We start from the raw sequence: 11,286 nt of genomic DNA on the forward strand, positions 1-11,286 counted from the left end.
CGACATGATCAGTCTCAGGGGCTTGTGCAAACGCTACGGCGATCGGATGGCCGTCGACGGCCTGTCGCTGGAGGTGAGACCGGGCACGGTGACGGGCTTCCTGGGGCCCAACGGGGCGGGCAAGTCGACGACGATGCGCATGATTCTCGGGCTCGACCGCCCCACCGCGGGCACGGCGCTGATCGGCGGTGTGCCGTACCACCGGATCAGGAACCCGCTGCGGACGGTCGGCGCGATGCTGGACGCCCGCGCCCTGCACCCCGGACGCAGCGGGTACGCGCATCTGGTGGCGCTGGCGCGCAGCAACGGCATCGCGCGGAGCCGGGTGGCAGCGGTCCTGGAACGGGTCGGGATGTCGGACGCGGCGCGCAAGCGGGCCGGCGGGCTGTCGCTGGGCATGAGCCAGCGGCTCGGCATCGCCGCGGCGCTGCTGGGCGATCCGGAGGTGCTGCTGTTCGACGAGCCCGTCAACGGCCTGGACCCCGACGGCGTGCGCTGGGTGCGCCACCTGATGCGCTCGCTGGCCGGCGAGGGACGCACCGTGTTCGTCTCCAGCCACCTGATGAGCGAGATGCAGCTCACCGCCGACCACCTGGTCGTGATCGGCAAGGGACGGCTCATCATGGACGCGCCGCTGACGGAGGTCATCGCCCGCAGCTCCCTGACCGCCGTGGTCGTCCGCACCCCGCACGCCGCCGACCTGTCCGTACGGCTGAGTGCCGCCGGGATCACGGTGGAACGGCCCGGCGAGAACGAGCTCGTGGCCAACGGCGCCACGGCCGAGCACGTCGGCGACATCGCGTACGAGGCGGGCATCCGGCTGCACGAGCTGCGCACCCGCGAGGCATCGCTGGAGCAGGCGTATCAGGAGCTGACCGAGACCAGCGTGGAGTACGGCACGAAGAGGGCGGGGGTGTGACATGCGGGTCAGAGAGTTGGGGCAGGCGGTCGGCGCCGAGTGGACGAAGCTGTGGTCGGTCCGCTCCACCTGGTGGTGCCTGGCCGGCGCGGCGGCGCTCATGATGGTGAGCGCGCTGACGCTCGGCGGGGCCACGGCCACGGACCTGCTGCGCGAGGGCCGCGGGGGGATCCGCTTCCCGGCGAGCCAGCCGGTGATCTCGGCGACGTCGTTCGCCCAGTTCGCGCTGGTCACGCTGGCGATGCTGGCAGTCACCTCCGAGTACGCGTCGGGCGGCATCCGGGCCACGCTGCAGGCCACGCCGGTCCGCGGCCGGATGCTCGCCGCGAAGGCGCTGGTGGTGGGGCCGGTGATGGCGGTCGCGGGAGTGGCGTCCGGAGGCGTGGCCACGGCGGTGGTCTTCCTGGCGCTGTCCGCCGAGGTGTTCGGCGGCCTGGTGGTGCTGCCGCCGGCGCAGGTCGCGCTCGACCTGCTGAGGGTGGGGGTGTTCTGCGCCCTGGTGTCGGTGATGACGCTCGGTGTGGGCGCCGCGATCCGCAGCGCGGCGGGCACCCTGACCGTGGTGTTCATGGTGCTGATGGGCCTGCCGCTGATGCTGCTCACGACGGGAAGCCAGGCGGCGCTGGCGGTGTCCCTGCGCATGCCGCTGTTCGCCGGGCTGGCCTTCATGGGTAGCACCGACAACCTGACCGGCGGCCCGATCCCGTACTCGGCGGGGGAGGGGCTCGCCTGGCTGCTCGCGTGGACGGCGGCGGCGTTGGCGGCGGGCCATGCCGTACTACGCGGACGCGATGCCTAGACTTCGGGCCGTGTCAGCCAAGCGCATCGGACGGACCCTGGTCGGAGTGCTCGTGGGCATGCTCCTCGGGGCCGTCGAACTGGCCTTTCTCGCCGTGGCCTGGCCGGCCCGCCTGATCTCCGCCGCGCGGCCCGCCGCCGACCGCGGCCTGGCCGGGCTGGTGGCGCTCGAGCGGGCTCGGCTGGCCACCTGGCTGGACCATGACACACCGCAGACCGGCGGCGGCTACGGTTTCCTCGCGGCCCGCGCCGCTCTGGGTGTCGTCGGCGGGTACGGCTGCGCGGTCGGCCTGTTCGTCGGCGGGCTGCTGCTGTTCGGAGGGGTGTGGGACCTGTCGTGGGGCGAGTCCGAGTCGGTGCCGCTGAACCTGCCGGGCGTGCGGCTGGTCACCAGCAGCGGGGTGCTCGGGCTGACCAGCGCCGCGGTCGTGCTGACCCTGGTCGCGCTCGGGGTGTTCGCCGTGGGGGCGGCCGAGCGGCGGCTGGCCGACAACCTGCTCGGGCCGGGCAGTCAGGAGCTGATGCGCAGGCGCATCGCCGAGCTGACCGCGACCCGTTCGGGCATCGTCAAAGCGGTGGACGACGAGCGCAGAAGGATCGAGCGCGACCTGCACGACGGCGTACAGCAACGGGGGGTGGCGCTGGCGATGCTGCTCGGCCGCGCCCAGCACAGCCCCGACCCGGTCCGGACCGGTGAGCTGGTCGCCCAGGCCTACAGCGAGTCGCGCCGGCTCCTGGACGAGCTGCGCAGCGTGGCCTGGCGGATCTACCCCACCGCGCTGGACGAGCTGGGCCTGCGCGCCGCGCTCGCGGGCGTCGCCGAGCGCTCCGGCGTCCCGGTCACCGTGCACTACGGGCTGGCCGGGCGGCCCGTCTCCGAAGTCGAGACCGCCCTGTACTTCGTCGCCCGCGAAGCGATCACCAACGCGATCAAGCACGCGCGGGCGCATGACATCCTGGTCGTCTTGACCGAGGACGAGCGGACGGTGAGCGTGGCCATCTCAGACGACGGCGAGGGCGGCGCCGATCCCTCGGGAGGCGGGCTGTCCGGGCTGGCCAGGCGCGTCCTGGCGCTCGACGGAGCGTTCGGCGTCGACAGCCCCGAAGGCGGCCCCACGAAGATCACCGCGACGCTGCCCAAGGAGCCGTCGTGCGGTTGATCCTCGCCGACGACTCGGTGCTGCTCCGCGAGGGCCTGATCCGGCTGCTCGACGACGCCGGGCACGAGGTCGTCGCCGCCGTCGGAGACGCTCCGGCGCTGCTCGACGCCGTCGCAGCGCACCGGCCCGACGTGGCGGTGGTCGACGTGCGCATGCCGCCGACCTACACCAACGAGGGGCTGCGGGCGGCGCTGGAGATCCGCGAACGTTGGACGGGTGTCGGCGTCCTCGTGCTGTCGCAGTACGTGGAGAAGACCTACGCCGCCACGCTCCTGGCCGGAAAGACCGAGGGGTTGGGGTACCTGCTCAAGGACCGGGTTTCGGAGGTGGCCGACTTCCTGGAGTCGCTGGAGCGGGTGCGTGCGGGCGGCACGGTCTTCGACCCGGAAGTGGTCCGCCAGCTGCTCGCCCGTACCACCCACGCCGACCCGCTGAGCAGGCTGAGCCCGCGCGAGACGGAGGTGCTGCGGCACCTCGCGCAGGGCTTCGTCAACGCGGCGATCGCCGATCGCCTGCACGTGTCGCTCAGCACCGTCGAGAAGCACGTCAACGCCGTCATGGACAAGCTCGACCTGCCGCGCGACCCCAGCTACAGCCGCAGGGTGCTGGCCATCCTGCGCTATCTCGACGACTGATCGCACAGCTGAGCCGCATCTCTCGTCCTGCGCGGAACCCCGGCGGGGCGGGGCTCGTTGTCCAGGACGACGGTGGATCGCCGAGCTTTCAGGAGTCGCAGCGTGGAAATCACCGGCATCATCTCCGGCATCATCATCGGCGCCGTGATCGGCGCCCTGGGGCGACTGGTCATTCCGGGACGCCAGCGCATGCCTGTCTGGCTGACGATCGTGATCGGCGTGGTCGCGGCCCTGATCGGTACCGCCATCGCGACCGTGCTGGGCGTGGCCGACACCCGAGGCGTCGACTGGATCGAACTCGGCATCCAGGTCGCGCTGGCCGCCCTGGGGGTGTCGCTGACGGCGGGCCTGTACGGCAAGCGCGGCGGGTAGGGGAGCCTCCGCCGGGCCGGTTCAGGTCCGGCGGGCCAGCAGGTAGGCCCGGCGCGTCGCCACCTCGGAGGCGTAGTTCGTGCGTTCGATCCGCGTCTCCACGGCGAAGCCCGCGTCCTCCAGCGCCTTGGCGACGTCCGAGGGTTCGAAGAAGCGGAAGTCGACGTCAACCTTGTGTCCCAGCCACTCGTCCAGGTGCCTCACCTCTGAGCCGATGTGGAACGAGACGAGGAGGAGGCCCGAGGGGCGCAGCGCCCGGCGGGCCTCCTCGAAGGCGCGGCGCAGTTCGGACGGGGCGAGGTGGATGATCGAGTAGAACGCGACGGCCGAGCCGAACTCGCCGTCGGCGGCCGGTAGCGCCAGCAGGTCCCCTTCGCGGAACTCCACGGCCGGATGCTCCCGGCGTCCCACGGCGACCATGGCGGCGGACAGGTCGATGCCGACCGTGCTCGCGCCGCGTCCGGCGAGCCAGGCCGCGACGTGCCCAGGTCCGCAGCCGAGGTCGGCGATCGTCGTGCCCGGCTCTGTCTGCTCGACGAGGCACGCGAGCAGCGCCCGGTCGAGCGGCTTGGCGGCGAGCTCGTCGCGGAAACCGGCCGCGTAGTTCTCGGCGACGGTGTCGTAGCTGCGGCGGGTGGAGTCGTGGCTTCCGTGATCTTCCACGGGGACAGCATGTCACATGCCTCCCAAACCACACATTTGGCGCCCGCGCGGGGCAGGCGGCTGTCGGCGACGCCGACTAACGTCCCCCGCATGCCACTTGACGATGCACTGACGGCCCGGATGGCCGAGCCCGACTTCTGGGCCGCGTACCTCTTCGAGGACGACGCGGACGAGGACGAGGAGCCGCTCCGGGCGGAGTTCGGTTTGGGCGGCGAACTCGCGCTCGTGCTCGACCTCGACATCACCGACGGGTTGGTCGAACTCGCCCTGACGGCCCCTGGGCTGGCGGAGCCCGCCGAACTCGGATGGGACGACCAGGCCCACTTCCATCCACACGTGATGCGCTGGGCGGAGCTGGACCTGCTCGCCCGGGCCCTGGCGCTGCACGACCCGCAGATGCGCCACCCCGGTCCGGCTCTCGCGCTGCTCGCCCGCTTCGTCGTCCTGGACGAGCAGGACGACCTCGACACCGTCACCCCCTTGCTGGACGCGGCCTTCCGCATGCTGCGCCCCGGTCCGCGCGACGGTGTCCGCCCCGAGACCCGCGACTGGTTCGAACTGCGCGACCTGCGCGGCACCGGCCTGCGCTGGACGGCCGGACCGGACGGTCACCCCGCGGTCGAGCAGACCCACACCGGCGCCGTCGCGCGACCGCTCTACTCGCTGCGCACCCCCGACTCCGCGGACTTCCCCTTCGCCGCCTGGGCGGCCCTGCTCGACCGCGCCAGGCAGATCCTCGCCACCGCGACGGCCGATCCGTCCCTGGACGACCCCGCCGTCCGCGCCGCCCTGAGGCGCTGCACCGCAACCAGGGGGTACGCCCATCTCGCGCCGCTCGCCGAGGCGTTGCGCGCCGCCGGCGGCGCTCAGCCCGTCCTCCTCCGTGCCCTGGACGAACCGGTGAGCAGGGCGGAGTCCTGCTGGGCCGTGGAGGTGCTGGCCGGGCTGCCGCAGGGCGCGCTGGTGAAGCGGTGGTTCGGGCTGAGCCCGCTGTCCACCGCCCGGTCATGGGAACTGAGCCTGACCCTCGCCATCGAAGGACGCGCGGCGGAGCACTCCCGCGTCCTGACCTCCGATCTGGCCGGCGCGCTGAAAGAGGCGGGGCTGGGCGGGGCGGAGATCGCAGGCGGTTCCTCCCGCCGGGCGGCCGACGGAACGTCCGTCGACGTGTCGACAGCGGTGGACGTGCTGGTCCGCGACGATCTGGCGCGGGGAGTGTCGCTGATCTCCGAGATCCTGCGTCGCCACGACGCGGCCGCCACGGCCGAACTCCGCCACACCTCCCCGCCGTACGACCTCATTGCGCCGCTCTGACAGCGATGATCAAACCAGTGCGCAGGGCGCGGACCCGCGGGGCGATCTCGGCGGATCAAGGACCGGAAGGGGCGTTTCTTGAAAGGATCCATGCCTGTCGTGCGTACCGGATTGTTCTTCTGAAAGAGGGTGTATGGAGCCGTTACGGGCGGGGGATCCGCGCCAGGTGGGGCCATACCGGCTGAAGGGGCGGCTGGGCGGCGGCGGTATGGGGCAGGTGTTCTTGGGCCGTTCGCGGGGCGGCCGGCCGGTCGCGGTGAAGGTGGTGCGGCCGGAGCTGGCCGACGACGCGGGGTTCCGGCGCCGGTTCGCGATCGAGGTGGAGGCGGCCCGGCTGGTCGGCGGGTTCTACACCGCGCAGGTGGTGGACGCCGACACCGACGCGGATCCGCCGTGGCTGGTCACCGCCTACATCCCCGGCCCGTCCCTGCATCAGGCCGTCGCCACGCACGGACCGCTCCCGTCTGCGGCGATCCGTGTGCTGGGGGCGGGGCTGGCCGAAGGGCTGGCCGTGATTCACGGCTGCGACCTGGTGCACCGCGACCTCAAACCCGGCAACGTGATCCTGGCCGCCGACGGTCCCCGGGTCATCGACTTCGGCATCGCCCGCGCGCTGGACGCCACCTCCCACACCCTCTCGGGAGCCGTGGTCGGCACTCCTGCGTTCATGTCCCCCGAACAGGTCCGAGGCGGCGAGGTCGGTCCTGCCAGCGACGTGTTCGCCCTGGGGGCGGTGCTGGTGTTCGCCGCCACCGGCCGCGGCCCCTTCGGCGCCGGCCAGGGCCACGCGATCATGTTTCGCGTCGTGCACGACGATCCCGACCTGACCGGCCTGCCGAGGGACCTGGCCGACCTGGCGGGCGCCTGCCTGGCCAAGACACCCGAGCACCGGCCCGATCATCAAGCAGGCCATGGGCACGACTGTCGGCCCGAACGCCAAGCGCGCCCCATAGCGCCGCCCCGGATCCTGTCTCACCCCGCGTCTCCCGTCCGGCCAGGGCCCTCCGCGGCCCGGCGCCGGCGCCCGGCCGTCAACGGCGTGCACCCGATCGCGATCCGGCTACGGTTGACGGCCGCTCGGGCACGTCGCCAGATGGGAGGCGAGCGAGACGGGGGTGCGTCCGATGAGGTCGCGGGCCGTGCGGGCGAGGTGCGCCTGGTCGGCGAAGCCCGCGCCGGCCGCCGCCGTCGCGACCGACGTGCCGGGCAGGGCGGCGACCGCCGCGCGCAGCCGCGCCCACTGGCGCAGCCGCACCAGCGGCGTCCCGACCGACTCGCGGACCAGGGCGCGCAACCGCGGCGCCGAGAGCCCGACGTCCGCGGCGATGGCGGTGATGGGCCCGGGACGGGTGAGCTGCCCGAGCGCGTGCACCACCCTGGGATCGGGGACGCGCCCGGCTCCGACGAAAGCGGCCACCTCTGCCCGAGCCGCACCGAGGTCGGGAGCGCTGGGACGCCCGAGAGCGGCGAGCATCCGCCGCACTTCGGCCTCGCCGAGCGGGACCACCCCCGCGCCGGGGCGGAGCAGCCACGGGTCGATGAACAGCGCGACGTAGGAGGACGTCGCCGCGCAGGTGTGGGGGAGGTGCGGCGGCACGATCACCCCGGCCGTCGCGACCGGCCCCGCCCCGTGCACCCCGGTCTCCACCTGCCCGCCGACCGGCAGCACGACCTTCCACACCGGCTGCCGGTGCCCGCGGACGCCGAAGCCGCCGGACTCCGCGAACATCGTCACCCCGTCGCCGGAGGCGAGCACGCGCCGGTGACCGTCGCGGAGGAGCGCGTCGAAGGCGGGGACGGCCGTCATCACGGGCGAGACCCGGGACGGAGGCCGGCAACCGGGAGCGGAGGCGCGATCGTTCTGTTCAAGCGTCCGCTGACTGACTGGGAACATCATCGCAGCATGCACGATACCGCTGCGGTCGCCCTGGCGATCTTCCTGGTTCTGGTGGGGATCTCCCACTTCCTGTTTCCCGGCTACTTCCGCACCCTGGTCCCGTCCTGGCTGGGCGGCTGGGCGGGCACGCTCGTCGCGGGCAGTGGGGTGGCGGAGGTCGTGGTCGGCGGGCTCGTCCTGGTGCCGGGAAGCCGGGCGGCCGGTGGCTGGGCCGCCGCCGCGCTCATCACCGCCTACCTCGCGTCCCACCTCGACGCGCTGCGTCACGCACGCCGCGACCGGCCGCGTCTGCTGGAGCGGCCGGTGGGCGTGGTGGCGCGGCTGGCGGTCAACGTCCTGTACATCGGCTGGGCGGCCGCGGTGGCGCTGACGGCGGCGTGACCCCTGGCGGCCTGTCCGTGCGGACGTTCATGGACGCCATCATCGTCGCCGACCTGGACCGGCTTCGACTGGTTCATCCTCACGCCGACGATCGGCCGAAGACGATCAGAGCCCACGTGAGGCAGCCGAACGCGGCCGTGTTGGCCAGGGCGCGGACGGTGTTCCAGACGACCCAGGCCGACTCGAACCGCTCCCGCACGGCCGCGACGTCCGCGATGTGGCCGGGCTTGCCGGCGGCGGCGAGCCGATCGTTGAGCGGGACGTTGACGGCGCTGGTGATGACGAACATCACCAGATACAGGACGAGCCCGGCGATGATCCACGGCAGCGCCTCGCGACCTTGCCCGCGCCAGGCCAGGAACGCCGACAGCGCGGTGAACCCCAGCGCGCCCAGGAAGCTCAGCATGAACCAGCCGTTGACGATGGTCACGTTGATGCGCTGCATCACGTCCACGAACGTCCGGTCGCCCGCCGCCTTGAGCGCGGGCATGATCGCGTAGGCGAAGGCGGCGAACAGCCCGGCCATGAGCCCGGTGGTGATCGTGGCGGCGATCAGCGACACGGTCTGCGCGAGTCTCATGGCGTCCAACTCCCTCTATCCGCGGAACGGCCGCCCGGCCGCTCCCGTGTGTTCGACATACCGACCATTGAAGTGCGGCGAGGTGAGACGTTCCATAGCCAGGAAGCGCAACTCCATACGTAATCGTCTAAGCGGACGCTGCCTAACGCGCGTGTTGGCTCCACCCGCAGGTGATGGTCGAATTCCACGACGGCTCCGCCCTTGCCCAGATCGCGCCGCCGGACATCCGGATGGCGCCGGCCTTGGGCGTGAGCCGGCCGGGCATGAGGCCGCATGCCCTCCTGGGTCCTGCCGCGCCGTCTGCCTGGTCAGGGCCGCCTGGTTGCGCGCGTTCTGCGAGCTGCTGCGCGGCCGATGCCTGGCAGGCCAGATCCGGAGTGTGGCCTGCCAGGGCACTCGGTTGTCAGGTCTGCCTGTGGTCCTCGGATCCTCCCCACGTCTTCAGATACGCTTCCGCCCCGGCCAGCATGTCCTGGGCGAACTCGTCACCGGCGTACTTGCGCATGTCCTCGATCCAGTCGGGGACCAGGCCGTAGTGGGCCACACCGTCGGTGTTGACGTCCCAGACCCGGTCGCCGGTGCGCAGCTTGTCGAGCGTGACCGCGCCGTCCAACGAGGTGAACGGATAGGTGACCGCACTGCCCTGGCGCGCCCCGGGGAGCGGGCCCATGCCGTTGGTGTCGAGGCCGTAGCCGTACCCGGGACGTCCGAACTCGTCACGGAGGGGCTTCGTCGCTCGCCAGCCCGCGGTGAAGGAGTCGGCGGGCGAGCCGTACGCGGTCACCAGGCCGCCGAGCCGGTAGATGCGGCGGAAGAAGCTGGGGTCCGCCCAGCTGTGTGAGGAGATGACGCCCGGATACTTGGCGCTCTCCAGCAGGTCGAGCGTCTGAGCGGCGGCCTTGACGCTCATGTGGTCGATCTCGACCATCATGCCGCGCTTCATCATGCCCTGGACCATGTAGGCGCCCAGCGAGGTCAGGCCTCTGGTGTTGCAGTGCGGCGCCGGGGGATAGATCGGCAGGCCGACGCCGTTCGGCAGCCACTTGGCCACCTCGGGCGGCAGCACTCCGGCCGGGTCGATCGTGTTGTCGTGCTCGGGTCCCGTGCAGGTCTTGGCGTTCCAGAACGAGCCGCTCGACAGGAAGTTGCCGATGTTGACGATCACGCCGGTGGTCCCGGGGTCGAACCGGACGCCGCACAGCGCGTTGTCGTACTTGTGGCAGACGAACATGCTGCGCACGCCCAGCTGGTACATCTCGTCCAGGCCGCGGTCGATCTGCGCCTTGGTGCAGTGCGGGATGCCCCAGGTCTGGCGGCAGCCGAACGGCTCCGAGGTCTCGACGCCCAGGACCACGGCCAGCTTGCCGGCCGCGATCACCTGCCTGGCCTCGGCGCTCGACTTCACCACCCGGAACCAGCCCTGGCCCGGGCCGCCGCTCTGGGCGTCGATGTAGCTCTGCAGCTCGAGGGTGCGCTGCGCCTCGAGCCTGAGCGTGGCCATCTCGTCGCAGGTGTTGTGCTTGAGCGGGTAGATCTCGCAGAGCTGCCGGTTGGCGACCAGGTCGTTGACGAACACGCGGAGCCCGCCGCGCCAGGCCCGCTCGATCCACTTGTAGTAGCCCTGCTGGTGGGTGAGGGAGTCGTGGGCCGGCCAGTCCTTGAACGTGGGCCAGCCGACCGGGTCGTGCTTGCCCACGGGGGTGCCGTGGCGGGTGAAGTTCTCGAACCAGGCGAGCGAGCCGTCGGGCTGGTGGTCGGGGCAGTCGACCAGGGCGTGCTCGATGCCGTCGGGGTCGAACGGCTTGCCACAGATCAGGCCGCCGCCGAAGGCTTCGTTGGCCATGAGATGGCTGTGGGCGTCGACGAAGCCGCGGGCCGGGTTCGCGGAGCCCGGCGGTTGCCCGACCGCCCCGACCTCGGACTCTGGGGCCGTCTGGGCGGTGGCGGTGGCGCCCGCCAGAGGTAGGGCGGCCAGTAGGGCAACCCCGATGATCCTGGTGATGCTACGTAACATGAGCGCACCTCACAATTCGGCTGCTTCATGGTCCGTCTTTGTTACTCGCCGGTCAAGATGTGAGTCGGGCTCGAATTCAGTCAAAAAGCGGTCAGTTGGCCGCGCCGTACCTGACCTCTCGGTAAAGCGCATCGCTCCGGGATCCAGCGGCACGGGATCGGTCCGGACGGCCGTCCGTCGCACAGCTCGCGGTGCGCGACAACGCGAAGCTTCTCCCTCGATATCGACGGCAAACCGGCCCAGTACGCCCTGTGCCACCTGCCGGCCGGGCTCAACGAATGGGCGGTGCATCCGAGCACCGGCAGTGCGGAATCGCGGCTGGCGGGTGCACCGGAGCGACTACGAGTTCCTGACCTCACCGGAGGCTCGCGAACTCCTCCGACAGGGTGATCGACCACCGGGGCATCCAACAGGCCTGGTCCCACCGGTTCCGGCGCGCCGGGGCCGCTTTCGACGAAGCGGCCCCGGCGTGACACCGGTCCGTCAGGCGACGTTCTTGATCTGGCCGTTCTGGACGATCCACCTCAGGTTGGATGAGGGGTTGGAGCAGTCT

Annotated in this window: 11 protein-coding genes and 1 pseudogene; 8 read left to right on the forward strand and 4 right to left on the reverse strand. The window is 71.8% G+C overall.

The genetic code is table 11. The annotated features are described in order from the left end of the window. Positions 1-4: 4 nt before the first annotated feature. From ABT294_RS17585 to ABT294_RS17605, 5 genes are all read left to right on the forward strand, one after another. Positions 5-919 carry an ABC transporter ATP-binding protein gene (locus ABT294_RS17585; protein ID WP_350806786.1) on the forward strand — a complete coding sequence of 305 codons (915 nt, stop codon included), beginning with the start codon at positions 5-7 and terminating at the stop codon, positions 917-919. Between the two features lies 1 nt (position 920). Then, positions 921-1,718 (forward strand): ABC transporter permease, encoded by a 798-nt coding sequence (locus ABT294_RS17590; protein ID WP_350806789.1) that lies wholly within the window; start codon positions 921-923, stop codon positions 1,716-1,718. Between the two features lie 10 nt (positions 1,719-1,728). Then, a complete protein-coding gene (locus ABT294_RS17595) occupies positions 1,729-2,877 on the forward strand; it encodes a sensor histidine kinase (RefSeq protein WP_350806790.1) in 1,149 nt (382 codons plus the stop codon). Further along, positions 2,868-3,512, forward strand: a complete 645-nt coding sequence (locus ABT294_RS17600; RefSeq protein ID WP_350806793.1) for a response regulator — start codon at positions 2,868-2,870, stop codon at positions 3,510-3,512. The genes ABT294_RS17595 and ABT294_RS17600 overlap by 10 nt, the downstream gene beginning before the upstream one ends. Before the next feature lie 102 nt (positions 3,513-3,614). Continuing rightward, the gene (locus ABT294_RS17605) at positions 3,615-3,884 is read left to right on the forward strand and encodes a GlsB/YeaQ/YmgE family stress response membrane protein (protein WP_350806794.1); all 270 of its coding nucleotides are present in this window, start codon (positions 3,615-3,617) and stop codon (positions 3,882-3,884) included. A gap of 21 nt (positions 3,885-3,905) precedes the next feature. Here the strand turns inward: ABT294_RS17605 and ABT294_RS17610 are convergent, their stop codons facing one another. Next, a complete protein-coding gene (locus ABT294_RS17610) occupies positions 3,906-4,547 on the reverse strand; it encodes a class I SAM-dependent methyltransferase (protein WP_350806795.1) in 642 nt (213 codons plus the stop codon). Between the two features lie 90 nt (positions 4,548-4,637). Between ABT294_RS17610 and ABT294_RS17615 the strand changes: the two genes are divergently transcribed. Beyond that, positions 4,638-5,861, forward strand: a complete 1,224-nt coding sequence (locus ABT294_RS17615; RefSeq protein ID WP_350806797.1) for a hypothetical protein — start codon at positions 4,638-4,640, stop codon at positions 5,859-5,861. 208 nt (positions 5,862-6,069) lie between these two features. After that, positions 6,070-6,705: pseudogene (locus ABT294_RS17620) on the forward strand (serine/threonine-protein kinase); the annotation flags it as partial. 216 nt (positions 6,706-6,921) lie between these two features. Here the strand turns inward: ABT294_RS17620 and ABT294_RS17625 are convergent. After that, positions 6,922-7,668 (reverse strand): helix-turn-helix domain-containing protein, encoded by a 747-nt coding sequence (locus tag ABT294_RS17625; RefSeq protein ID WP_350807090.1) that lies wholly within the window; start codon positions 7,666-7,668, stop codon positions 6,922-6,924. A 96-nt stretch (positions 7,669-7,764) separates the two neighbouring features. Here ABT294_RS17625 and ABT294_RS17630 point away from each other — a divergent pair, with 96 nt between their 5' ends. Next, the gene (locus tag ABT294_RS17630) at positions 7,765-8,139 is read left to right on the forward strand and encodes a DoxX-related protein (protein ID WP_350807093.1); all 375 of its coding nucleotides are present in this window, start codon (positions 7,765-7,767) and stop codon (positions 8,137-8,139) included. Between the two features lie 79 nt (positions 8,140-8,218). Here ABT294_RS17630 and ABT294_RS17635 read toward each other — a convergent pair whose 3' ends face one another. Both ABT294_RS17635 and ABT294_RS17640 read right to left on the reverse strand, forming a co-directional pair. Then, on the reverse strand, positions 8,219-8,719 hold the full coding sequence (locus tag ABT294_RS17635) for an anthrone oxygenase family protein (protein ID WP_350806799.1): 501 nt from the start codon (positions 8,717-8,719) through the stop codon (positions 8,219-8,221). 403 nt (positions 8,720-9,122) lie between these two features. Further along, the gene (locus ABT294_RS17640) at positions 9,123-10,733 is read right to left on the reverse strand and encodes a membrane dipeptidase (RefSeq protein WP_350806800.1); all 1,611 of its coding nucleotides are present in this window, start codon (positions 10,731-10,733) and stop codon (positions 9,123-9,125) included. Positions 10,734-11,286 lie beyond the last annotated feature (553 nt).

The organism is Nonomuraea sp. NPDC000554, assembly GCF_040300065.1.
Lineage (GTDB): Bacteria > Actinomycetota > Actinomycetes > Streptosporangiales > Streptosporangiaceae > Nonomuraea.

Excerpts from the sequence above, each read along its gene's own strand:
- ABT294_RS17615 (WP_350806797.1), top strand. The coding sequence starts at position 4,638 with ATGCCACTTGACGATGCACTGACGGCCCGGATGGCCGAGCCCGACTTC.
- ABT294_RS17630 (WP_350807093.1), top strand. The coding sequence starts at position 7,765 with ATGCACGATACCGCTGCGGTCGCCCTGGCGATCTTCCTGGTTCTGGTG.
- ABT294_RS17585 (WP_350806786.1), top strand. The coding sequence starts at position 5 with ATGATCAGTCTCAGGGGCTTGTGCAAACGCTACGGCGATCGGATGGCC.
- ABT294_RS17640 (WP_350806800.1), bottom strand. The coding sequence starts at position 10,733 with ATGTTACGTAGCATCACCAGGATCATCGGGGTTGCCCTACTGGCCGCC.
- ABT294_RS17590 (WP_350806789.1), top strand. The coding sequence starts at position 921 with ATGCGGGTCAGAGAGTTGGGGCAGGCGGTCGGCGCCGAGTGGACGAAG.
- ABT294_RS17635 (WP_350806799.1), bottom strand. The coding sequence starts at position 8,719 with ATGAGACTCGCGCAGACCGTGTCGCTGATCGCCGCCACGATCACCACC.
- ABT294_RS17625 (WP_350807090.1), bottom strand. The coding sequence starts at position 7,668 with ATGACGGCCGTCCCCGCCTTCGACGCGCTCCTCCGCGACGGTCACCGG.